The following is a 22642-nucleotide window of genomic DNA, read 5'->3' on the forward strand; positions in this document are numbered from 1 at the left end:
ACTTGTCTGTAACAAAACCAGCCTCTCTCATTCCTTATAAAGGGGCTTGGCATAATCGAAAAAGAACATAGAAAGGTTTCCTATGCTCTCTTTTCTCCCGCCTCTTTGTCATTGTTCTGTTGAGAAGGCTGCTTATTGTTCTGTTTAATCGGTTTTTCGCGCTTGTCAGTTTGAGAAGATTGCTCATGGTTCTGTTTTATTTGTTTTTCAGCTTTGTTCGTTTGAGAAAGCTGTCCATTGTTCTGTTTAATCGGTTTTTCGTACTTGTCAGTTTGAGAAGATTGCTCATGGTTCTGTTTTATTTGTTCTTCAGCTTTGTTTGTTTGAGGAAGCTGTCCATTATTCTGTTTAATCGGTTCTTTGTGATTGTCAGTTTGAGCAGATGATTCATGGTTTTGTTTTATTTGTTCTTCAGCTTTGTTCGTTTGAGAAAGCTGTTCTTTATTCTGCTTAATCGGTTCTCCATGCTTGTTATCTTGGTACGATGATTCTTTTTCCTTTTTCACCTGTTCTTTTTCTGTTTCTTCTTGGGTATCGGAATCGTGCCGTTCTTCTGAAGGAGAAGGTGCTTTCGGGATGAGCAAAGGAGATTTCTCAGTTTGCTCTTTTTTCATATAAGTACCGGTGCTCATGTTTGATTCCTTGGCGTTTTCCCTCATTTGAATAGTCCCCTCTTGGTGCACTATCGATACACTTTCCTTCGCATACTTTGTTCTTACCGTTTGTAAAACGGGTTCCAGCTTTTGTTGAAACGCCTTATTATTGTCGGCTACAACAGAGGTAAGGGCAACCTGTGTCCCTTTTCTTAGATATCCATCTAGTTGGCATTGATTTATAACCTGTTCAATAACATCAGATAGCGGTTGCTTTTGCCAATTTGTAAGCTCTTTTAGAACTTGTTTACCCTCTGCATTATAAGCCTCTAAGCGGAGTACGCGAAGCTTGCTATCCACGCTTGCTTCCACACTTGGATTTATATCGACAGATACGTAAGCCATAACTTTATCATGCTCCCCGTCATAGAAAAACAAAGATGAAGTAAGGAAGCAACAAATTAATATAAATATGGGTTTCAAAAAGGGGGAGCTGAATAAATGTGTTCTGTTTGGCAGCAATTCTTCCTCGGTAAATATAATTTCTTGCCCAATCGCATAGCTTCCTTGCTTTTTTGTGCATTTCACAAACCTTCCGTCGCGAGTAAGGAGCAAAATATTTTTCTTTTGAATCTCTAGCACAGTTCCTTTATTCACTATTCATCCCCCCTTTTACATACTCCTTAATGTGCGTGTAATCGCTGCTGGAAATAATACATATAGCAATGATATATTTCCTATGTCGTTCCAGCGTTTTTCGGCTGGCTCGTACCCGACTTTCTAGTTGTTTTAACGGGAGCCTTTTTTTTTGAAAGAGTTCTTGTAGCATTTGTTCATCCTGTACAATTGTTTGAGCAATTTCTATTAAATGTTCCCTTGTATCGCTGTGCTTCGGCGAAACGCTTACAAGATCTGTAAAGGAAATGCGGAATTCCTCCAATACCTTTTGAAAATGAAAAATTTCTTCTTTCCGGTTCTCATTCTCTAAGTTATTTAAATATTCGGAAAAAGAAAATTGTGTATCTATCAAGTTCTGCTCTTGCTGATCTTCTTTTAAAAAGACAAGATTTTGACGCAATTCTTTTCGTATGTAGTCAATCACATCTCTTTTTATAAGAAGCCCAGCAAATGCAAGAAATGATTTTCCCTTCTTATAGGAATATTTCTCTATAGCTTGATGGAATGCAAACAAACCAATACTATATGCATCATCCTGTTCCGTTATGTAACGCTTGCAAACATTAGAAACGACTTTTCGAACGAAAGGCTGGTACTGAGCTATAAATGCGTTGCTGTCACCTTCTCCTGTTTGAAGGCGAAGTACAACTTCCTCTATTCTTTCTTTGGGCTTAATAGCTTTTAATAGTAGGGTTAGCACAAACTTTCTCCTCCTTTCTTTGCTTTATATAAAATGAAAAAATAATCTCAGTGCTGATTTTTTTTGTAGGGTATGACTATGGCGCTTGTGCGTTAGATTAAGAAGATGAACCACTAAACATAATATCAGTTACTTAGATTGGATTTCAAGGTTAATAGCGGATTGTTAGGAATGAAACAATAGTGTCACAATAGATGAAGGACAATTTACATAGATTGATAGCCTAGCTATGTGTCAGTGCCCTATGTCTAGAGATAGTTGTACTTGATAAACATGCTGTACACACACGCTGCATATACTGTACAAGCAAGGAGAGAGCATCGCGGAGGAAGGGAGTGCTATATGAACTGGCTAGAAGCTTTTTTGCTTGGGATCATTCAGGGATTAACGGAATTTTTACCCATTAGCAGCACGGGTCATTTATATTTAGGTCGCCATCTGTTTGGATTGGATGAAGCTGGTCTATTTTTAGATACAATGCTTCACATTGGGACATTAATTGCTGTGTTTGCTTATTATAAACACGAATTTATCAAGATTTTACGAAATCCTTTTAGTAGGATGACCTATTTATTAATAGTTGGGACGATTCCGGCGATAGTTATAGGCTTGTTGTTCAAGGACTTTTTTGAGGAAATTTCTAAAACGGGCATTACAATCGGATGGGAGTTTATAGCGACAGGCCTTTTTTTATATTTAGCGGAAAGAGGAAAAAGTGGAAAAAAGAAAATGGAGGATCTTACATATCAGGATGCTTTGTTTATTGGTGTTTTTCAAGCTTTTGCAATTTTTCCAGCAATTTCTCGTTCCGGTATGACAATTACGGCAGCTCTTTGGAGAAAGCTTGACAGGGAAACGGCAGCTTATTTTTCTTTTCTTTTGTCAACACCAGCGATTGTTGGAGGGATCATGTTGCAGTCCGTTGATGTACTTAAAGGAAAGGCTGAGACAATTTCAAGCACATCTCTCGCTGTCGGCGCAATCTCTGCAGCTTTTTTCGGTTATATCGCAGTTTCGTGGATGATTTCATATTTAAAGCATCATTCTTTAAAAATATTTGCGTATTATGCGTGTGGACTTGGGGTCATAATACTTATGTTGCAATTTGCAGGCATATTCTGAACGATATGCCTGTTCTCTATTTTTAAAATTTTTCTCATTTTATGTATGTGCTGTATATAAAGGTTGTCATGGCGGCTTTTACCATGATACTCTTGGTTATATGCTATAAAAGAGCAGAGGATGGATAGAGAGTTGAAGAAAGTGATAAGAGAGGCGTGGAGTTGGATTAGTTCTTTTGCGGTCGCTTTGGCGCTCGCTATCGTAGTAAGTGTTTTTGTTGTTCAACCCTATAAGGTGGAGGGACATTCTATGGACCCTACTTTGGCGGATCAGGAACGAATTATTGTCTCTAAATTACCGCACACCTTCTCACGTGAGCCTGATTACGGTGATATCGTGATTATTGATAGTCGTGTCGACAGGGAGCGCACAGTTAAGGATGATTTTCTAGAAAACCCGCTGTTGCAGTTTTTAGCTTCAGAAGATGAGGGGCACGCTCTTTATGTGAAACGGGTGATCGGAAAGCCGGGCGATGAACTGGAAATTAGGCAAAATAAGCTGTATCGAAACGGACAAGAGCTGCATGAATCGTATATTAAAGAGGCTATGTATGTTGGAGTTAACGAAAAATGGGTAGTGCCAAAGGACAGTGTGTTCGTGATGGGAGATAACCGAAATAATAGCCGTGATAGTCGACAGATTGGATATGTTCCCTTAGATCATGTGCTTGGGAAAAAGGTTTTTGAAATTTCCTGGACAAAATAACTATGCTGTTTTCATTTTGTATTTATTCCAAGTTGAAAAGGGTGTTTCAAAGTCGTCTTTTGAAACACCCTTTTTAACATTGTAGGAAAGTATAAATTTTCAGCTGAAAATCATTCGACGTGGCAGGGAATTTTAGGAATACAGTGTAAATGCAACTGCAGAGAATCTTCTCATTGCGGTCATAAACCAAAATGTGTGGAGAAAAGGAAAAAGCTTGAGTATAAGCTGGAGTTGCTGTATGATGACAAACAATATAGGATAGTTTCATTAAGATATTTACAGATCAAACTATCACGGTGCAGATAAGCGAGATGTAATAAGGAAAGCTACATATCAAAGAGGTGGAGAAATGAAAGCAATCGCATGTAAAGAGAGTAGAGCAGTTAAGACAAGTCGTGTATTCCCAAACGACACAAACAACCATCAAACGTTGTTTGGCGGCAAGTTAATGAGTTGGATAGATGATATAGCTTCTATCTCAGCTGCTCGCCATTCTCGAAAATCAACTGTGACAGCCTCAACAGATTCTGTCGATTTTCTGCATCCGATTACGCAGTCTGATTCGGTATGTTTAGAATCATATGTCACGTACACGGGAAGAACATCTATGGAGGTGTTCGTTAAGGTAACAGCAGAGAATTTGCTTTCAGGAGAGAGAAAGATTGCGGCTACTGCATTTTTAACCTTTGTTGCCTTAGATGAACAAGGGAGGCCGGTAACGATTCCTTCAGTTTTACCTGAAACAGAAGAAGAGGTGTATTTGCACCGAACGGCCCCAGAACGGACAAAAATGCGCAAGGAACGAAAAAAACATAGTAAAGAATTAGCTGCTTTTATGACAACAACCAAACCGTGGGAAGCGTAAAAGGTTTGCAATAGACGCCGGGCACAATGCATGGCGTCTATTGCTGCGGGTTTACATTGACTAAAATGGGGAGCCTAGCTTATTTCACACTAAAACAGAAAGTATAGAAGCTGGTACGTATGGTCTTTGAGACTAACCTAAAAATTGATGTTAAGCAAGCCCTCAAAATAGCCTTTAACAAAGTCGTAAAACAGCTTTTCAGAAGGGGCAAGCTCTCGGTGCTGCGGAGAAATTAAACCTACCTTCCGTGTCACCTCTGGATCGCGGATTTGTATCCTTACCGTATTTTTCGGGAGCGTCTCATAAAGCGTAACCTCAGGAAGCAGGGTAACACCAATCCCCGCAGAAACCAAGCCTTTAATGGCATCCAAATCTTCTCCCTCAAATGGAACAGATGGATGGAAACCTGCTTGCAAACAAGCGTCTACTGCCAGCTTGCGGAGGATAAATCCGTTTGGGAAAAAGATAAAGGAATCATTTGCAAGCATTCGAAGAGAGATATGTGTTTGTGCTGCTAAAGGATGTGTATCTGGGAGCAGGGCAACGATTTTCTCTTTGAAAAGAACATCCACGCGCAAATCAGGATCACGTGTCGGTGCCGGCCCGATAAAGGCTAAATCAATGTCGCTTTGTTTAATAGCATCCATGAGGAAATGGTTCGAACCCTGCCTCAAATGAAAGCTAACATTTGGATATGCTTTTTTAAAGGCTGAAATGACTTCAGGAAGTATGTGACTAGCTAGGCTAGAAGGAAACCCCACTCGGACTGTTCCTCGTTCCGGGTCTAAGTACTCATCAATTTTCTGCTTAGCATTGTCGATAGCTTGTAAGGCGATTATTGCATGCTCCGCAAATAACTTCCCAACAGGTGTGAGCTTAATATTGCGGCCTTCCCTCTTAAGTAGAGGGATCCCCAGTTCCTCCTCTAAATTAGAAATTTGTCGACTTACGGCGGATTGTGCAATATGCAACGCATCTGCAGCCTCGGATATATGCTCTCGTTTTGCTACCTCTACAAAATACTTTAATTGCCGTAATTCCAATGTTGGTTCCCCTTTCATATCAAAATGAGATGAATATTATCTTAATTATATATTGTTTATATCGATAAGGGAAATTACAATGTAGATATTCAGTGCGATAAATAGAGAATAGAGCGGTAGAGAAGGGGGACATCGGAATGGAGAGAAACTTCCAACCACAAGGACTATATCATCCGGATTTCGAGCATGATGCTTGCGGAATCGGTATGTATGCTCATATAAAAGGTAAAGCAACACATGAAATTGTTGAAAAAGGACTACACATGCTTTGTCAAATGGAGCATCGTGGCGGACAAGGCAGCGACCCGGAAACTGGAGACGGTGCCGGTATCATGCTGCAAATTCCTCATGAATACTTAAAAGCAGTATGTGCTGATATTACTTTCCCTGAAAAAGGACGCTACGGCGTAGGGATGATTTTCTTCCCGCAGGACGAAACAGCGCGTCAATTTTATCAAAACACACTACAAGAAATCATTACGGCAGAAGGCCAAACTTTGCTTGGATGGAGAACGGTTCCTGTCAACCCTAATGCAATCGGTAAAGCAGGAAGAGAAAGCCAACCATACATCCAACAAGTAATCATTGGCGCAAGTGATGGGGTAGTAGATGCAGCATTTGAGCGGAAGCTTTATATCATTCGTAAACAACTTGAAAACATTGCGAGCAATGAAGAAATTGGCCTTTATATCCCAAGCTTTTCAAGTCGTACAATTGTTTATAAAGGGCTTTTAACACCAGAACAGCTTCGTGCTTTCTATTTAGACCTACAGGATGAGCGTTTTGAGTCAGCATTCTCATTAGTGCATTCTCGTTTTAGTACAAACACATTCCCAAGCTGGGAGCGCGCGCATCCAAACCGCTATCTAATCCATAACGGTGAAATTAACACAGTTCGTGGAAATGTAAACTGGATGAAGGCAAGAGAAAAACAGTTTGTTTCAGAAGTGTTTGGTGAAGAATTGAGCAAAGTCGTTCCTGTAGTCGATACAAACGGAAGCGACTCCTCTATGCTGGATAACAGCTTCGAATTTTTTGTGCTAGCTGGCAGAACGCCTGTGCAAGCAGCAATGATGATGGTTCCAGAGCCTTGGATTCATGATGAGCAAATGAATGAAGATAAAAAAGGCTTTTATGAGTACCACAGCTGCTTAATGGAACCATGGGATGGTCCTACTGCGATTTCCTTTACAGACGGAAAACAAATCGGTGCGCTTCTTGACCGAAACGGACTTCGCCCGGCACGTTACTACGTAACGAAGGACGATTATATCATCTTGTCCTCTGAGGTAGGCGTTATCGATGTAGAACCAGAGAACGTAGCATACAAAGATCGTTTAAGCCCAGGCAAGATGTTGTTGGTTGACTTAGAAGAAGGCCGCATCATTTCTGACGAAGAAATTAAGATGCAAATGGCAACAGAAAAGCCTTACCGTCAGTGGGTAGAAGAACAGATGGTAACGGTTGAACAATTGCCTGCAGTACAAAAAGAAAAAGCATCTGACCTAGACTTATTAAAACTTCAAGTTGCTTTTGGCTATACGTATGAAGAAGTAACGAAAAATATCGTGCCTATGGTCCAAGAAGGAAAAGATCCGATTATTTCCATGGGTAATGATGCACCGCTTGCTGTATTGTCCAATCAATCGCAATTATTGTTCAATTACTTCAAGCAATCCTTTGCGCAAGTTACGAACCCGCCAATCGATGCGATTCGTGAGCATGCAGTAACAGCATCTTTAACGTTCTTAGGAGCAGAGGGTAACTTATTGCATCCGGATGAAAAAGTAGCGAGACGTATTCGTTTAGAAAGCCCGATTTTATCTAAGGGAGATTTCGAACGTATCTGCAATAACTCATATCCGGAATTCCAATCAGCTACACTATCTATTCTATTCCAAGGTAATTTAGAACAGGCGATGCAAAACCTATTTGCTGCAGCGGACGAAGCGATTGAATCTGGTGCAAGCCTACTTGTACTATCTGACCGTGGTCTAGACAAAGATAATGCAGCAATTCCATCACTTCTTGCTGTAAGTGGATTACACCATTATTTAGTAGACAAAGGTACACGTACAAAGGTAAGTTTAATTGTTGAAACGGGCGAAGCGAGAGAGGTTCACCATTTTGCGATGCTAATCGGCTATGGAGTGGATGCAATTTATCCATACCTAGTATTTGAAACAATCAAGCATTTAATTCAAGACGAGGTTCTTTCCGGTAGCCAAGAACAAGCAGAGAAGAGCTTCCTTGTTGCTGCGACAGAAGGCGTTATAAAAGTAATGTCCAAAATGGGTATTTCTACTGTACAAAGCTATCGCGGTGCGCAAATCTTTGAAGCAATTGGTATTGGGAAATCTGTAATTAATAAATACTTCAAAGGAACAGCTTCTCAAATCGATGGTATTGACCTAGATGTAATTGAGAAAGAGACGTTTATGCGTCATGAAAAAGCGTTCCAAGAGTCTGTGTATGAAGAACAAACATTAGAAGCAGGAAGCGATTTCCAATGGCGTAAAAATGGGGAGCACCATGCTTTCAATCCTGGAACGATTCATTTGCTGCAAAAAGCATGTCGTACAGGTGATTATGAGTTATTCAAGAAATATTCTGAATTAGCTAATGAAGAACAAATGGCGTTCTTACGCAACTTGTTCACATTCAAAGAAGGACAAAAAGCAATTCCGTTAGAAGAAGTTGAATCGGCTGAATCTATTGTACGCCGCTTTAAAACAGGAGCAATGTCATATGGTGCTCTAAGTGAAGAGTCTCATGAAGCTCTTGCAATTGCGATGAACAGACTTGGTGCGCGCAGCAACAGTGGAGAGGGTGGAGAAAATCCAGCTCGTTATACTCCTGATGCAAATGGTGATTTCCGCCGCAGCGCAATCAAGCAAATTGCTTCTGGTCGTTTTGGTGTAACAAGCCACTATTTAGTAAATGCAGACGAAATTCAGTTGAAGATGGCACAAGGTGCGAAACCGGGTGAAGGCGGACAGCTTCCAGGACAAAAAGTATATCCTTGGATTGCTGATGTTCGTGGCGCAACACCAGGTGTAGGCTTAATTTCACCTCCACCTCACCATGATATTTATTCAATTGAAGACTTAGCGCAGTTGATTCATGATGCGAAAAACGCAAACCCTGCAGCACGTATCAGCGTAAAGCTTGTATCAAAAGCAGGTGTTGGAACAATTGCTGCCGGCGTAGCAAAAGGTGTAGCTGATGTTATTGTAATCAGCGGTTTTGAGGGCGGAACAGGTGCTTCTCCGCGTACAAGTGTTAAGCACGCAGGTATGCCATGGGAGCTTGGATTAGCAGAAACACATCAAACATTATTGATCAACGAATTACGTGATCGTGTAGTTGTGGAAACAGACGGAAAATTAATGACAGGCCGTGACGTAGTACTTGCAGCGCTTCTTGGAGCAGAAGAGTTTGGCTTTGCAACGGCTCCTCTAGTTGTATTAGGATGTATTATGATGCGTGTATGTCATAAGGATACATGTCCAGTCGGCGTAGCGACGCAAAATCCAGAGCTTCGTAAAAAGTTTGCAGGAAACCCTGATGATGTAGTGAACTACATGATGTTTGTTGCAGAAGAGGTACGTGAGCTAATGGCTGAGCTTGGATTCAGAACACTTGATGAAATGGTAGGAAGAACAGACGTGTTAACAGTAAGCGAGCGAGCTGCTTCCCACTGGAAAGCGAAGCATTTAGACCTATCTCCAATGCTTTACCAACCGGAAGTTGCAGAAGGCGCATCACGTACATTCAAGCATCCGCAACAGCATAAGTTAGAGCAATCGCTTGATATGCTTCAAATTCTTCCGTTAGCTGAAAAAGCATTGAACGAGAAGGAACCTGTTGAGATTTCTGTCTCCATTGGCAATACAAACCGTGTTGCTGGAACAATTCTTGGCAGCGAAGTAACGAAGCGCTACGGTGAAGAAGGTCTATCAGAAGATACGATTACATTGAACTTTACAGGCTCTGCAGGTCAAAGCTTTGGTGCATTCGTTCCGAAGGGGATTACGCTTCATTTAGAAGGCGATGCAAATGACTATGTAGGAAAAGGTTTGTCTGGCGGTAAAATTATCGTTCGTCCACATGCAGAGGCAAGCTTTGCTGCGGAAGATAATGTTATTGCAGGTAACGTAGCATTTTATGGTGCTACATCCGGAGAGGCTTATATTAACGGAAAAGCAGGGGAACGTTTCGCGGTTCGTAACAGCGGTGTGAATGTTGTTGTTGAAGGTGTCGGCGACCATGGCTGTGAATATATGACAGGCGGACGTGTTGTAGTCATTGGTTCTGTTGGTAAAAACTTCGCGGCGGGTATGTCTGGCGGTATCGCATATGTGTTAACAGAAGACAAAGAAGCATTTATTGCTTCTTGCAACAAAGAAATGGTGCTTCTTGAGGACGTAGTAAGCGAAGCAGACGTAAAAGAATTAAAAGATTTAATTGTAAATCATTACGAATATACAGCAAGTTCTAAGGCTGCATATGTATTGGCAAATTGGAACGAAGCGGTGACTTCCTTCGTGAAGGTCATTCCGAGCGATTACAAACGTGTAATTGAAACAATCGAAGAACTAAAGGCTACAGGAATGAGCGAAGAAGAAGCAGTCCAAGCAGCGTTTGAAGTTAACACCGGTCAAACGAAAACTGCGAAACAAACAAAGAAAACGGTTTTGGTGTAAGGAGGAGCGGTCATGGGAAAAGCAACCGGATTTATAGAATACGCACGGGAAGAAGCACAAGAACGTGATCCTCTTGCCCGTCTTCAAGACTGGAAAGAATTTTCTGTCAGATTATCTGACGAATCATTAAAAGTACAAGGAGCCCGCTGTATGGATTGCGGGACTCCTTTCTGCCAGATGGGTACGGAGATTCGTGGATTAACGTCCGGATGTCCGGTACACAACCTTATTCCAGAGTGGAATGATCTTGTGTATCGCGGCCGCTGGAAAGAAGCGTTGGATCGTTTGCTGAAAACAAATAACTTCCCTGAGTTTACAGGACGTGTATGTCCTGCACCTTGTGAAGGATCATGTACAGTATCAATTGCAGATCCAGCGGTAGGAATTAAGAACATTGAGCGTGCTATTATCGATAAGGGCTTTGAAGAAGGCTGGATGACGCCGCGTATTCCAAAAAGCCGCACAGGGAAAAAGATAGCAATCGTTGGTTCTGGTCCGGCTGGTCTTGCGGCTGCTGACCAATTGAATCAAGCAGGTCATTCTGTTACAGTATTCGAGCGTGCAGATCGAATTGGCGGCTTGTTGATGTATGGAATTCCAAGCATGAAATTAGAAAAAGAAGTTATTGAACGCCGTGTGAAACTGCTTGCAGAAGAAGGCATTCAATTTGTGACAAATACAGAAATCGGAAAAGATATTACAGCTGAGCAATTAAAAGCAGATTTTGATTCCGTTATCCTTTGTACAGGAGCACAAAAGCAACGTGACCTTGTAATGGAGGGACGTGAGTTTGAGGGAATTCATTTTGCAATGGATTATTTAACGCTTGCTACAAAAAGCTTGCTTGATTCCAATTTTGCAGATGGACAGTTCATTGATGCAGAAGGAAAAGACGTTATCGTAATCGGTGGCGGTGACACAGGAGCTGACTGTGTTGCGACAGCACTTAGACAAAATTGCCGCAGCGTAGTACAATTCGGTAAGCACCCAGAGCTTCCAGAGGATCGTGCTTATGATAATCCGTGGCCAGAATATCCGTTAACATTTACTGTGGAATATGCATATGAAGAAGCAGAAGCAAAGTTCGGATCTGACCCACGCATCTATTGCATCCAAACGAAAAAAATCGTTGGTGATGAGCAAGGTCGCGTGAAGGAACTTCACACAATCCAAATGGAAAAAACAAAAGACGAGAACGGAAAAGTTGTATTTAAAGAAATTCCTGGAACTGAGAAAGTTTGGCCAGCACAGCTAGTATTTATTGCAATCGGTTTTGAAGGAACAGAGCAAAAAGTGCTTGACCAATTTGCAGTTGAGAAAAACGGAAACAAAGTAAAAGCAGCTTATGGCAAATATACGACATCTGTTGATGGTGTATTTGCTGCTGGAGACGCAAGAAGAGGCCAAAGCTTAATCGTTTGGGCTATTCATGAAGGCCGTGAAGCTGCACGTGAAGTAGATCGTTATTTAATGGGAGCTTCTAACTTACCATAATGTCAGAAATATAGATAAAAAAGCTAATCGTCTTATATATAGAGATGATTAGCTTTTTTTTTTTGGTTATTTATCCTTCAAAATACTAGTTTTTGTTCCTTTCTTTCGGTACACTAAAAAAGAATTATACAGCCAAAGAGGGTTTATTATGAAAGACATAGGATTGGTTTTAGAAGGCGGAGGAATGAGAGGACTATATACTGCAGGCGTATTAGAATATTTTATGGAGCGAAATCTCTTTTTTCCATATGTAGTTGGTGTTTCCGCAGGCGCTTGTATGGCAGCTTCCTATTTATCTAGACAACAAGGCAGGAATAAGAAGGTCAACACCGGGCTTGTAAAAGATCCTCGTTACTTGTCGCTACGCAATTTATTTCTGAAGCGACAGTTGTTTGGCATGGATTTTTTATTTGACGAAATTCCAAATAAAATCATTCCGTTTGACTTTAAGACATTTTTAAGTGAGAGTGAACAGTTCATCGTAGGTACGACTGATTGTGAGACTGGGGAAGCAGTATATTATAATAAACAGGAGCATGGAGCTGATATGCTTACTATTATTCGGGCTTCTAGCTCGCTTCCCTTTATTGCCCCTCCTGTTGAATACGATGGCAGACAATTGCTTGATGGAGCGATTGTAGATCCAATTCCGCTTCAAAAAGCAAAGCAGGATGGATTTCATAGAAATATTGTCATTATGACAAGACCGTCTGGTTATCAAAAGCCAGCTAGTAAGCTGTCTTCTCTTGTGCGGATGATGTATCGAAAATATCCACAGGTGGCTTCCCTGTTAGGCGAACAGTATGAGTTATATAATAAAACGCTATCGTTTCTCAATTCTGAGCAGACGGCAGGGAACTGCTATCTCATTCAGCCGAGCGTCACCTTACCTGTCAGTCGAATTGAGCGAAATGAGAAAAGGCTAGTCGATTTGTATGAATTAGGCTATCAGGATGCCAAAAGGCATGAAGATGACATACAACGTTGGGTATACCGATAATATTTAGTCATTGCAACACTCCTGTTAACAGGAGTGTTCTTTTTTGTATAAAAAAGGAACCAAAGGGCTCCTTGAAAATTGGGGTATATCTTTTAGTAATCGTCGGTTGAATCAGAGCGTTGAAGCAAGATAAATCCACTTACACTAGTAGAGCTTCCTTTACACTCCACTTCAAAACCATATTTCAGCAAACAGTTCACCGCTTGTCGAAGTGAGCCTCCCGGTTTAATTACTCCGAAGCAAGGCTGTGTACTTCCAATTACACGTGCATCTGTGATCGTAAAGCCTGAGCTTGAATCTAAAGGATTTTTTTCAAAAGTAAGAAGCACTAAATCTGTCGATCTTGGAATAGATACGTCCAATGTTCATTTCTCCCTTTTTTTTATATTACTTATATATAATGCCTGTCCGGTGAAATCGCTTGTTTCTTTGTCATGGTTTTTAGAAAATGGGAAAACTATCTATGTACAACAAGATAGCAGGAGGCTAATGTATGAAACACATTCCAATAGGAGTATCAAACCGCCATATTCATTTGAAAAAGGAGCATGTAGAACAGTTATTTGGAGAAGGCTATGAACTAAAGGTTTTCAAGGAACTATCGCAGCCTGGGGAGTTCGCGGCAGAGGAAACTGTGACGATCCGTACACAAAAATCAGAAATTCAGCACGTCCGTATTTTAGGTCCGATTCGCAGTTTGACGCAGGTTGAAATCTCAAAGACGGATTCGTTTGCTCTTGGTGTGAAGGCTCCAATCCGTTCATCCGGTAATATTGAAGGAACACCGGGCATTACAATTATCGGCCCAAGGGGAGAAATGAATGTTGACCACGGTGTCATTATAGCAGAGCGTCATATTCATATGACAACTGATGACGCAGCAGCCTTTGGTGTGAGAGATGGGCAATATGTAAGTGTGAAGGTCCTAGGAGAAAGGGGACTTATTTTTAATCAGGTATTGATTCGAGTAAAGGATACATATGCTCTAGATATGCATATTGATACGGATGAAGCGAATGCTGCCGGCTTAAAGTCTGGCGATACAGTAGAATTACTCCTATAGTTAGGATGCAGGGGCCTTTTGCCAAACAAGCAATAGGCCCTTTTTTGCACTGTAGGAAAGTATAAATCTCCAGTTAAAAGCAAACGCGGTTTTTCACCATTAACTGTAGTTGACAAATACATACTTATATAGATTACAATAGGGGACATTTTCAATGGTTAAACTTTTATGAAATGAAAATGATACCTACCGTGAAGAAATGATCAGATGAACCGTAAACTCAACGCAGCAGGAAATTTTATCAACAAAGTGTAAGTGCAGCTATGTTTCTGTCTTCGTAAATTGGTGAGTTTTCTTTATTAATGGTAATAAAAAGGGAGCGATGCTATGTGTTACAAATAGTTAGATGTTGTATACTCTGTTTTACTGTTATTTTTACCTTACCTAATCTAGACAAAGCTGCAGAGCTATATGAAAATCAACAAATTCCAGCCTATGCAAAATGGGGACTTCTGGCTATGCAAAAAACAAAAGAACGATATCCAAAGGCAAACATCATTGATTATCTTCATATCGGACGTGAAACAAAAACTGCTAATGTAGCAGTGGAAAGATTTAAATTATGGTTACAAGAGAATGGGAGGGAATATGGTGTATTGATTGAGATTGAATTTGAGCTTCAAACAGAAAAAGTTCTATATATTACCTTTACAGAAACAGACAGATAGTGCTTAGCTGTTTGTTTTCTTTTCTAAAAATTTCATTTACTGTAATAAGTGATAAAAAATACTTTTCATGGATTTTTCTTCATTCTTTACATAAAACAACATTCTTTACAAAAAAATAGTTATAAAACATTGATGTTCCTAGGGAGGTTTCTATATGTTCGCTAAAGCTTTCTTCAAGCCGCAGCTTATATGTTCGTTTTTCCTTGCTTTTGTTTTAGTAAGCAGCGTTCATGAAAAGGAAGCAAAGGCTTTCTCAAGTCAAGTGATTCAAAGAGGTGCGGTTGGGGATGATGTGATTGAATTGCAGGCTCGTCTGCAATATATCGGATTCTACAGCGGTAGGATTGACGGTGCATTTGGCTGGAATACGTATTGGGCCGTTCGCAATTTTCAATCGAAATTTGGGTTACCTGTTGATGGGATGGCAGGAGCAACAACAAAGCAAAAGCTGACAAACGCATCCAAGTATAATGAGCAATTTGTAAAAGAACAAATACAGAAAGGAAATGAATTTACGCATTACGGCGGGAAGCCTCTGGAGCAGCAGGTAAAAAGCAGTGGAGGGCAAGCAAATGGTAATGCAAGTCAATCTCAAAGTGCCAATAATCAGCCAGTGAAGACGACTGCTTCTAATGTGCCGAGTGGATTCTCACAAAATGATATTCAATGGCTTGCAAACGCAGTATATGGGGAGTCGCGCGGTGAACCGTATATCGGACAGGTCGCGGTAGCCGCAGTCATTTTGAACCGGGTGAGCAGTCCATCCTTCCCGAATACAGTTTATGGCGTCATTTTTGAACCGCTTGCCTTTACAGCGGTGGCTGATGGACAAATTTGGTTAACACCGAATGAAAATGCAAAAAAAGCGGTACTGGATGCGATTAATGGATGGGATCCAACTGACGGAGCAGTATATTATTTTAATCCGGAGACCGCAACAAGTAAGTGGATTTGGGGGCGTCCTCAGATTAAAAAGATTGGCAAACATATCTTTTGCCGATAGGATGGAGGGGATAAAATGTTCAGAGCATTACTTATTACGATTTTATCAATCGGTGCTATTAGTACTGCTTATTGGGGGTATCGAGAGCATCAAGAAAAAAATGCTGTACTGATTCGTGCCGAGAATAACTACCAGCGAGCGTTTAATGATTTGACATATGAAATTGATTTGTTACATGACAAAATCGGTGCTACTCTTGCTATGAGCACGCGTACGTCACTTTCTCCCGCTCTTGCAGAAGTATGGCGGCTCACTTCAAATGCTCATAATGATGTTGGTCAGCTGCCGCTTACATTGCTGCCATTCAATAAAACAGAGGATTTTTTAGCGCAAATTGGTGATTTTAGTTATCAAACAGCTATTCGTGATTTGGAGAAAGAACCGCTTAATGAAAAAGAGTATACATTACTTGAGCAGATGTATAAAAGGGCGGGAGACATCCAAAACGAGTTGCGCGGTGTCCAGCGTCTTGTATTAAAGAATAATTTACGATGGATGGATGTAGAGCTTGCACTTGCTGCGGATAAGAAGCCGCTTGATAATACTATTATCGATGGTTTAAAAACGGTGGAAAAAAATGTAGCGTCTTACGCTGAAACAGATTTCAGCCCAACGGCTACAAGTATGGAAAAGGACGAGAAAGGATTCTCTCGTTTAGAGGGCAGAGAGATTTCCAAAGAGGATGCCAAGAAAATTGCCAAGGAATTTCTTGGGCTTAAGGGAACGGAACAAATGTCTGTCGAGCAAAGCGGGAAAGGGGCAAATAATCGCTTTTATAGCGTCTCTATCCAGCAGCCAAAAACGAACAGCATAACATACATGGATATTACCAAAAAAGGAGGATATCCAATTTGGGTTATGAACAATAGGCAGATTCAGGGGCAAAAAATCAGCCTCAATGATGCGGGGGCAAAAGGTCTTCAGTTTTTAAAGGAACATAAGTTTGAAAATATGGAGCTATATGATAGTGCACAGTATGACTCTATTGGAATGTTTACATATGTGACAAACATCAATGGGGTTCGGATTTATCCAGAATCCATTCAAATGAAGGTTGCCCTTGATGATGGGGGGATTGTCGGTTTTTCCGCAAAGGATTATTTATCGTCCTATAAGAAACGTACTATTGCAAAACCAGCTATAACTGTAGAAGAGGCAAGAAAACGCATTAGCAAAAATGTGAAGGTGATGGAGGAACGGCAGGCAATCATCGTGAGCAATCTTAAGAAAGAGGTGTTATGCTATGAGTTTTTAGGTGTCTATGGTAAAGATACGTATCAAATTTTTATTAATGCACAAAGCGGTATTGAGGAAAAGGTAAAGAAATTGCAAAACGTGGAGCCAGTGTATGAGTGAGAAGGAGATGAAGAGCATGCGGAGCATTGTCTATCTATGTATGTTGCTTTTCTTTTTGACAGGCTGTGTAAAAGCTGATTATCGCGCCAGTAATGATAAGGAGAAAACGCAGGTTTCTGTACAAAATACGGCAGCTCGTAAAGAGAATTACCGCTCAAATGAAAAGGTGGCTAAGCATTTGAGCAGTTTAGCTGCAAGCATACCGAGTGTGAAAGATGCAACAGCTATTGTTATCGGTCCATATGCAGTGGTAGGTATTGATGTAGATGCAAACTTAGATCGTTCAAGAGTAGAAACAATCAAGTATTCGGTAGCGGAAAGCCTGCAGCATGATCCAAACGGAGCAAAAGCAGTTGTTGTAGCAGATCCCGATCTGTATGAAAGATTACAGGAGATGAGAAGACAGCTTCAAAGTGGCAGGCCAGCAGGCGTAATGGAGGAGCTGGCAGCGATTGTTGGGCGTGTAATGCCGCAAGTTCCAAATGATATATTGGAAAATCAGAATATCCGTTCTACAAGACAAAATGATGACCAAATGCACAAGAATGAACAGCAAAAATTAAAGAACGAACAGAATGAGCAATCTAATTCTCATATGAACACGAGGTAAAATGAGGAGTGAAATCTCCTCGTTTTATCCAAATTATATTGACGTTGAATAATATTTTAGATAAAATATACAAGTGTCGAGAGTAGAGTTTTTAAGTGAAAGATGCAATTAGGGAGCTAATTGCATTGGTAGATACTATCATGCGGTCGTGGCGGAATAGGTAGACGCACCATCTTGAGGGGGTGGCGGGCATAGCCCGTGCGAGTTCGAGTCTCGCCGACCGCATCCAATACGCGGAAGTAGTTCAGTGGTAGAATACAACCTTGCCAAGGTTGGGGTCGCGGGTTCGAATCCCGTCTTCCGCTTTTTATCATACAGTCTTGAAATATATTTACTTTCGGTTAAAATTTCAAATAGTACTGTAGATAACGGGGCCTTAGCTCAGCTGGGAGAGCGCCTGCTTTGCACGCAGGAGGTCAGCGGTTCGATCCCGCTAGGCTCCATTTTTATTTTGTCTTCCTAGCCAGTATGAATCATATAATAAAAACCCTTTCCTATCGTGTGAAAGGGTTTTTATTATATGATGGATCCGTTAGTTTATCTTGCAGATGTATATCATTTGGTATATAATGTAAATACATACGTACGATTTACTTTTATTCCAATTCACATATTATCAAGCGTCGAAGGGGGATATGCACTACCTATGATGTTTTATAATGTGTGAATTCTTTATTTTTTTCTGGGAAAAATAAGAACAGCATATTATATTTATCTGTCAAGGAGGAACAATATAATGCAAGCAACAGGTAAAGTAAAATGGTTTAATGGCGAGAAGGGTTTTGGATTTATTGAAGTGCCGGACGGAAACGATGTATTTGTACATTTCTCTGCTATTCAAGGTGAAGGCTTTAAAACGCTTGAAGAAGGTCAAGAAGTAAGCTTTGAAATTGAGCAAGGCAATCGTGGACCGCAGGCAAAAAATGTTGTAAAGCTATAATTGACATCCAAAAAAGGCTGTTAACAGGTAACGTTAGCAGCCTTTTTTGTTCCTGCTTCCTGCAGGATCGAGCAATAGTCTACTACATCTCTTAAAGGAGGCAGCAAACTATGAACTGGGGTAAAAAGAAAGAGGCTTTTCAACAGGAACGGGAGCAAGTACCTGTTGCTGTGTGGGAATGTGAATCAGACGATTGCATAGGATGGATGAGAAAAAATTTTTCCTTTGGTGATCATCCCGATTGTCCACTATGCGGAATGAAGATGAAAAGTGGAGAGCGCTTGCTATATACGTTACCTGACTAATATTTGATAAAAGGCTAAGCTATTTCTTCATTACAGCTTGGCTTTTTATTTTACTCAAGATTTTGGCAGAGTCTTTAGTTTATCCAAGAAGGTAAAAATGGCGATAATCCCAATGTTGAGCAATTAAACAGAATACGGGGTGAGATGATGGAAATAGAAAGAGTAGCAAAAAAGTTGCAAAACCGTGTTCCTGATATTTTAGGGAATGAAGATTTTTCAAAGTTTGCGGTTCTCTTACCGCTCATCAAAAAAGAAAATGAAATTCACATTCTATTTGAAGTGAGGTCTCTCCAATTACGAAGGCAGCCTGGGGAAATTTGTTTTCCTGGCGGGAAAATAGATCAAACCGACCGGGATGCGGAATATACGGCAATACGGGAAACATCGGAGGAACTTGGGATATCCTTGGCAAGTATTACAAATGTATTTCCTTTAAATTATATGGTTTCTCCTTTTGGGACCATCATTTATCCGTATATAGGGTTCCTTGAGAACATAGAACAAATGCAGCCTAATCCTTCAGAGGTTGAAGAGATTTTTACAGTTCCTTTAGACGATTTACGGAATATCCAACCCGAAATTTATAAGCTTCATTTTAAAATAGAGCCTGAGGAGAGTTTTCCTTTTGATTCAATTGTCGGTGGTAAAAATTATAACTGGCAGGTGCGAGGTCTGGATGAATATTTTTATTACTACGAGGATCGTGTAATTTGGGGGTTAACGGCTAGAATTCTTGCACATTTCTTGGAAATATTGGATGAGAAGTGAGTCCGAGTCGGTAATTTTGAAAACTTTTTAAATTATTTCTTGAAAACTTGACATATTTAATCTATGATAGGAATTATTAAATCATAAAATGTTAGAAAATTACATATTTTGTTATAACTCAATAGGATAAGATGCCAGAAGGCTTAAAAGGGAATTCGGTGAGAGTCCGAAGCTGTCCCCGCAACTGTAAGTGTGGACGAAATGAGCAGACCACTATATAAGAATGCTTCTGTAAAAGAGGGGCTTATATGGGAAGGTTCAAAGTAGAGTGATACACAAGTCAGGAGACCTGTCTTATCTTATAAAGTTTCAATTTCTTCGGGGATGGAGAATGGGAAGCGACGATGCAAGGGACTGGTCTCTATTTGCCTTTTTGTGTCCACTTCATCCGCTCAAATTCCATTGGGCGGATTTTTTGCATTTTGTTAGCTCCTAGTTCTTATCGTTCGAATTGTTTTCCTAAAATTGTATTTTGGGATGGAAAGAAAAATTATATATGACTCGAGTTAGGTGCACAGCATGTGTTGTGTTTAAAAGGGAAGCACGGTTAAAATCCGTCACGGTACCCGCCACTGTATAGGGGAGTTTTTTTGCATATTATGTCACTGAGTTTGATTGGGAAGGCGCAAAAAAGCAAAGATCTGAAGTCAGGAGACCTGCCTAGCATGATTTGTTTCACGAAACCTACGGGCTTATAGGGGAAGTGCAATATCGCAGCATTTTTTCTTATGCGCATATTCTGCACCCCTATCTGATAGAGGTGCTTTTTTATTTTATTAGGATAAGAGGAGGCGTTAAGATGACAACTTGGAACTTACGGGGAACAAAGCATCATGTGCTGATTTGTAATGGAAGCAGTTGTATGAGAAAGGGCGGGGAGGAAGTTACAAATGCAGTTCGTGACGAGATTGCCGGTTTGGATTTAGATACGGTTGTACATACAACGAGAACACGCTGTAATGGGCGCTGCAAGGATGCTTGTGTGCTGATTGTATATCCAGAAGGGACTTGGTATCAGGCTGTTACGCCAGAGCTGGGGACGGAAATTGTAAGGCAGCATTTGGCTGGAGGACAGGTTATAGAAGATGCGATTATATATGAGTATAACGATGCTGGTTTTGTGGCACCAGAGCAAACAGACTGTATTGTTGGAGTATCAAAACCTGTAAAGGAGAAGATCTAAATGGAATTTGCTATATTAGCGATTTTGATAGCGATCCGATATGGCATGGATAGGGATCAGGCGACTGAGATTGGAACTTTTATTTCCGCCATATTTATCATGTTTGGACTTTTGTGGAGACCTATAAAGGCTAGACTTTGTCCTGTAATGGATTCTATCACAGGGGTGTATGGTCTTAGGGTTTGAGGATGTTTATGTTACTGAAATGCCGGAGGGAGGCGCTTAATGATGAAAGGAAAATTACTTGTAATTGGCTTTGGTCCAGGAAGCTTTGAACATATTACCGAACGGGCAAGAGAGGCACTACAGGAAAGTGATGTTATTATCGGCTACAAAACCTATGTGGACTTGATTGCAGGGTTATTAACAGGACAACAAATTGTCAGTACTGGTATGACAGAAGAAGTAAGTCGTGCTCAAGAAGCGGTGAAGCTAGCTGAGCAAGGCAAGAAGGTTGCTGTTATCTCAAGCGGTGATTCCGGTGTATACGGAATGGCAGGTCTTGTGTATGAGGTGTTAATTGAACAGGGATGGAAAAGGGAAACAGGCGTCGAGGTTGAAGTTGTACCGGGGATTTCTGCTATTAATTCTTGCGCTTCTTTATTAGGCGCTCCTGTGATGCATGATGCATGTACCATTAGCTTAAGTGACCACTTAACACCGTGGAGCATAATTGAAAAACGAATTGAGGCTGCAGCTGCAGCAGATTTTGTAGTTGCACTCTACAATCCGAAAAGCGGAAGAAGAACGAGGCAAATTGTAGAAGCGCAAAGAATTTTACTTCAGCATCGTTCTCCACAAACTCCTGTTGGATTAGTGAAAAGTGCGTATCGCGACCGTCAAGAGGTTACGATTACAAATTTACAGGACATGCTAGAGCATGATATTGGGATGCTTACAACTGTTGTAATTGGGAACTCTTCCACGTTTTTATATGAAGATTTGATGATTACACCGCGCGGATACCAAAGGAAATATACGCTAGGAAAAACAGAGCAGCCTTTAAAACCGCATCAACGTTTACAAAGAGAAGCGGAGCCATGGGCGTTGGAACAAACAATCGCGATCAAGCAGGAGCAAAAACCGCAGGCAGTTTCATCAAGGGACATAGCTGAGCAGGCACTTCTGGCTGTTACGGGTGGAGAATATAAAAATGAAAAATCTATCCTTACACAAGCGGTTCTTTCTATTTTTGAGGTTGCAGTCAGCCCAGGGGTTGCTAATAAAACATTTACCCCAGCACAAATGATGGCAATTGCCGAAGCTGCGGGGGAGAAAGGTACCATTACATATACGCCTGATCACTATGTAAAGCTCCAGGTTCCAACCGATAACCCGCAGAATTTAGTAGAAAAGCTTACTGCTAGAGGTTTGGTGCTGTCTCCAATTGGTGAAGTAGCAACAGTGAAGGCGTGTGATTTTTGTGATGGGGAGAAGAAGGATTCCATTCCGTACGCTGAAGCGCTCCAAGAGAGCTTAGGTAGTATGGAGCTGCCAAAGGAACTGAAAATTGGTTTTAATGGTTGTGCGATGGCGTGCTACGGAGCAGTGCAGGAGGATATTGGAATTGTGTATCGTAAAGGAGCGTTTGACTTATTTTTAGGCGGAAAAACGATCGGACGAAATGCACATCCTGGTCAATTAGTTGCAGAGGGGATTCCAATGGATCAGCTTGTAGATGTAGTAGAAACTATTGTTCATGAATATAAAGAGACAGGGTACCCAAATGAGCGTTTCTTTAAATTCTTTAAGCGCAAAAAAACCCTGCAAGGATTTCAACATGAGGATGTCACGCCAAAGCTACAGATAGAGCCGGCTGCATGTGGGGATTAACAGAAAC

At 40.9% G+C, this 22642-nt stretch carries 20 protein-coding genes, 3 tRNA genes and 2 riboswitches; of the genes, 19 read left to right on the top strand and 4 right to left on the bottom strand.

Annotation, left to right across the window (positions count from 1 at the left end):
• Positions 1 to 80: 80 nt before the first annotated feature.
• Both AAHB12_RS16160 and sigI read right to left on the bottom strand, forming a co-directional pair.
• Entirely contained in the window at positions 81 to 1250 is a 1170-nt protein-coding gene (locus AAHB12_RS16160; RefSeq protein WP_342046029.1) for an anti-sigma factor domain-containing protein, read from the bottom strand.
• Positions 1243 to 1971 carry an RNA polymerase sigma-I factor gene (gene sigI, locus AAHB12_RS16165; protein ID WP_342046030.1) on the bottom strand — a complete coding sequence of 243 codons (729 nt, stop codon included), beginning with the start codon at positions 1969 to 1971 and terminating at the stop codon, positions 1243 to 1245. The genes AAHB12_RS16160 and sigI overlap by 8 nt, the downstream gene beginning before the upstream one ends.
• Before the next feature lie 342 nt (positions 1972 to 2313).
• On the opposite strand from sigI, the gene AAHB12_RS16170 reads away from it, so the two are divergent.
• The 3 genes from AAHB12_RS16170 to AAHB12_RS16180 all read left to right on the top strand — a co-directional run bounded on the left by AAHB12_RS16170 (position 2314) and on the right by AAHB12_RS16180 (position 4663).
• Positions 2314 to 3093 (top strand): undecaprenyl-diphosphate phosphatase, encoded by a 780-nt coding sequence (locus tag AAHB12_RS16170; RefSeq protein WP_342046031.1) that lies wholly within the window; start codon positions 2314 to 2316, stop codon positions 3091 to 3093.
• 132 nt (positions 3094 to 3225) lie between these two features.
• Entirely contained in the window at positions 3226 to 3798 is a 573-nt protein-coding gene (gene lepB / locus AAHB12_RS16175; protein ID WP_379948326.1) for a signal peptidase I, read from the top strand.
• A 349-nt stretch (positions 3799 to 4147) separates the two neighbouring features.
• Positions 4148 to 4663, top strand: a complete 516-nt coding sequence (locus AAHB12_RS16180) for an acyl-CoA thioesterase (protein WP_129726433.1) — start codon at positions 4148 to 4150, stop codon at positions 4661 to 4663.
• Positions 4664 to 4800: 137 nt separating this feature from the next.
• Here the strand turns inward: AAHB12_RS16180 and AAHB12_RS16185 are convergent, their stop codons facing one another.
• On the bottom strand, positions 4801 to 5706 hold the full coding sequence (locus AAHB12_RS16185) for a LysR family transcriptional regulator (protein WP_342046032.1): 906 nt from the start codon (positions 5704 to 5706) through the stop codon (positions 4801 to 4803).
• Positions 5707 to 5843: 137 nt separating this feature from the next.
• Here AAHB12_RS16185 and gltB point away from each other — a divergent pair, with 137 nt between their 5' ends.
• The 3 genes from gltB to AAHB12_RS16200 all read left to right on the top strand — a co-directional run bounded on the left by gltB (position 5844) and on the right by AAHB12_RS16200 (position 12906).
• On the top strand, positions 5844 to 10412 hold the full coding sequence (gene gltB, locus AAHB12_RS16190; RefSeq protein WP_342046033.1) for a glutamate synthase large subunit: 4569 nt from the start codon (positions 5844 to 5846) through the stop codon (positions 10410 to 10412).
• Between the two features lie 12 nt (positions 10413 to 10424).
• Entirely contained in the window at positions 10425 to 11906 is a 1482-nt protein-coding gene (gene gltD, locus AAHB12_RS16195) for a glutamate synthase small subunit (RefSeq protein ID WP_129726430.1), read from the top strand.
• A 148-nt stretch (positions 11907 to 12054) separates the two neighbouring features.
• Positions 12055 to 12906, top strand: coding sequence for a patatin-like phospholipase family protein (locus AAHB12_RS16200; protein ID WP_129726429.1), 852 nt, complete (start codon positions 12055 to 12057; stop codon positions 12904 to 12906).
• A gap of 92 nt (positions 12907 to 12998) precedes the next feature.
• Here AAHB12_RS16200 and AAHB12_RS16205 read toward each other — a convergent pair whose 3' ends face one another.
• The gene (locus AAHB12_RS16205; protein WP_129726428.1) at positions 12999 to 13268 is read right to left on the bottom strand and encodes a hypothetical protein; all 270 of its coding nucleotides are present in this window, start codon (positions 13266 to 13268) and stop codon (positions 12999 to 13001) included.
• A gap of 131 nt (positions 13269 to 13399) precedes the next feature.
• Between AAHB12_RS16205 and pduL the strand changes: the two genes are divergently transcribed.
• From pduL to cobJ, 13 genes are all read left to right on the top strand, one after another.
• Complete coding sequence (pduL, locus tag AAHB12_RS16210) at positions 13400 to 13969, top strand: phosphate propanoyltransferase (protein ID WP_129726427.1); 570 nt, start codon at positions 13400 to 13402, stop codon at positions 13967 to 13969.
• 302 nt (positions 13970 to 14271) lie between these two features.
• Positions 14272 to 14637, top strand: coding sequence for a DUF3889 domain-containing protein (locus AAHB12_RS16215; RefSeq protein WP_446715572.1), 366 nt, complete (start codon positions 14272 to 14274; stop codon positions 14635 to 14637).
• A gap of 154 nt (positions 14638 to 14791) precedes the next feature.
• Positions 14792 to 15640 carry a spore cortex-lytic enzyme gene (gene sleB / locus AAHB12_RS16220; RefSeq protein WP_129726425.1) on the top strand — a complete coding sequence of 283 codons (849 nt, stop codon included), beginning with the start codon at positions 14792 to 14794 and terminating at the stop codon, positions 15638 to 15640.
• Positions 15641 to 15655: 15 nt separating this feature from the next.
• Positions 15656 to 16996 carry a germination protein YpeB gene (ypeB, locus tag AAHB12_RS16225; protein WP_342046034.1) on the top strand — a complete coding sequence of 447 codons (1341 nt, stop codon included), beginning with the start codon at positions 15656 to 15658 and terminating at the stop codon, positions 16994 to 16996.
• A gap of 16 nt (positions 16997 to 17012) precedes the next feature.
• Positions 17013 to 17606 (top strand): YhcN/YlaJ family sporulation lipoprotein, encoded by a 594-nt coding sequence (locus tag AAHB12_RS16230; protein WP_342046058.1) that lies wholly within the window; start codon positions 17013 to 17015, stop codon positions 17604 to 17606.
• A gap of 142 nt (positions 17607 to 17748) precedes the next feature.
• A tRNA-Leu gene (locus AAHB12_RS16235) sits at positions 17749 to 17831 on the top strand.
• 8 nt (positions 17832 to 17839) lie between these two features.
• A tRNA-Gly gene (locus tag AAHB12_RS16240) sits at positions 17840 to 17911 on the top strand.
• Between the two features lie 65 nt (positions 17912 to 17976).
• Positions 17977 to 18049, top strand: a tRNA-Ala gene (locus AAHB12_RS16245).
• Positions 18050 to 18342: 293 nt separating this feature from the next.
• The gene (cspD, locus tag AAHB12_RS16250) at positions 18343 to 18546 is read left to right on the top strand and encodes a cold-shock protein CspD (protein WP_129726423.1); all 204 of its coding nucleotides are present in this window, start codon (positions 18343 to 18345) and stop codon (positions 18544 to 18546) included.
• A 110-nt stretch (positions 18547 to 18656) separates the two neighbouring features.
• Positions 18657 to 18851, top strand: coding sequence for a cold-inducible protein YdjO-related protein (locus AAHB12_RS16255; protein WP_129726422.1), 195 nt, complete (start codon positions 18657 to 18659; stop codon positions 18849 to 18851).
• A gap of 147 nt (positions 18852 to 18998) precedes the next feature.
• On the top strand, positions 18999 to 19619 hold the full coding sequence (locus tag AAHB12_RS16260) for an NUDIX hydrolase (protein ID WP_342046059.1): 621 nt from the start codon (positions 18999 to 19001) through the stop codon (positions 19617 to 19619).
• A gap of 112 nt (positions 19620 to 19731) precedes the next feature.
• A riboswitch (cobalamin riboswitch) is annotated at positions 19732 to 19930 on the top strand.
• A gap of 180 nt (positions 19931 to 20110) precedes the next feature.
• Positions 20111 to 20297, top strand: a riboswitch (cobalamin riboswitch).
• A 121-nt stretch (positions 20298 to 20418) separates the two neighbouring features.
• Positions 20419 to 20802 carry a (2Fe-2S) ferredoxin domain-containing protein gene (locus tag AAHB12_RS16265; RefSeq protein ID WP_342046035.1) on the top strand — a complete coding sequence of 128 codons (384 nt, stop codon included), beginning with the start codon at positions 20419 to 20421 and terminating at the stop codon, positions 20800 to 20802.
• Positions 20803 to 21030: 228 nt separating this feature from the next.
• Positions 21031 to 22635 carry a precorrin-3B C(17)-methyltransferase gene (gene cobJ / locus AAHB12_RS16270; RefSeq protein ID WP_342046060.1) on the top strand — a complete coding sequence of 535 codons (1605 nt, stop codon included), beginning with the start codon at positions 21031 to 21033 and terminating at the stop codon, positions 22633 to 22635.
• Positions 22636 to 22642 lie beyond the last annotated feature (7 nt).

Source organism: Bacillus sp. OTU530, assembly GCF_038440375.1.

What these genes read in the sequence shown, in the direction of transcription:
- AAHB12_RS16170 (WP_342046031.1), top strand. Translation starts at nt 2,314, where the DNA reads ATGAACTGGCTAGAAGCTTTTTTGCTTGGGATCATTCAGGGATTAACG.
- AAHB12_RS16180 (WP_129726433.1), top strand. Translation starts at nt 4,148, where the DNA reads ATGAAAGCAATCGCATGTAAAGAGAGTAGAGCAGTTAAGACAAGTCGT.
- gltB (WP_342046033.1), top strand. Translation starts at nt 5,844, where the DNA reads ATGGAGAGAAACTTCCAACCACAAGGACTATATCATCCGGATTTCGAG.
- gltD (WP_129726430.1), top strand. Translation starts at nt 10,425, where the DNA reads ATGGGAAAAGCAACCGGATTTATAGAATACGCACGGGAAGAAGCACAA.
- AAHB12_RS16200 (WP_129726429.1), top strand. Translation starts at nt 12,055, where the DNA reads ATGAAAGACATAGGATTGGTTTTAGAAGGCGGAGGAATGAGAGGACTA.
- pduL (WP_129726427.1), top strand. Translation starts at nt 13,400, where the DNA reads ATGAAACACATTCCAATAGGAGTATCAAACCGCCATATTCATTTGAAA.
- AAHB12_RS16215 (WP_446715572.1), top strand. Translation starts at nt 14,272, where the DNA reads ATGGTAATAAAAAGGGAGCGATGCTATGTGTTACAAATAGTTAGATGT.
- sleB (WP_129726425.1), top strand. Translation starts at nt 14,792, where the DNA reads ATGTTCGCTAAAGCTTTCTTCAAGCCGCAGCTTATATGTTCGTTTTTC.
- ypeB (WP_342046034.1), top strand. Translation starts at nt 15,656, where the DNA reads ATGTTCAGAGCATTACTTATTACGATTTTATCAATCGGTGCTATTAGT.
- AAHB12_RS16230 (WP_342046058.1), top strand. Translation starts at nt 17,013, where the DNA reads ATGCGGAGCATTGTCTATCTATGTATGTTGCTTTTCTTTTTGACAGGC.
- cspD (WP_129726423.1), top strand. Translation starts at nt 18,343, where the DNA reads ATGCAAGCAACAGGTAAAGTAAAATGGTTTAATGGCGAGAAGGGTTTT.
- AAHB12_RS16255 (WP_129726422.1), top strand. Translation starts at nt 18,657, where the DNA reads ATGAACTGGGGTAAAAAGAAAGAGGCTTTTCAACAGGAACGGGAGCAA.
- AAHB12_RS16260 (WP_342046059.1), top strand. Translation starts at nt 18,999, where the DNA reads ATGGAAATAGAAAGAGTAGCAAAAAAGTTGCAAAACCGTGTTCCTGAT.
- AAHB12_RS16265 (WP_342046035.1), top strand. Translation starts at nt 20,419, where the DNA reads ATGACAACTTGGAACTTACGGGGAACAAAGCATCATGTGCTGATTTGT.
- cobJ (WP_342046060.1), top strand. Translation starts at nt 21,031, where the DNA reads ATGAAAGGAAAATTACTTGTAATTGGCTTTGGTCCAGGAAGCTTTGAA.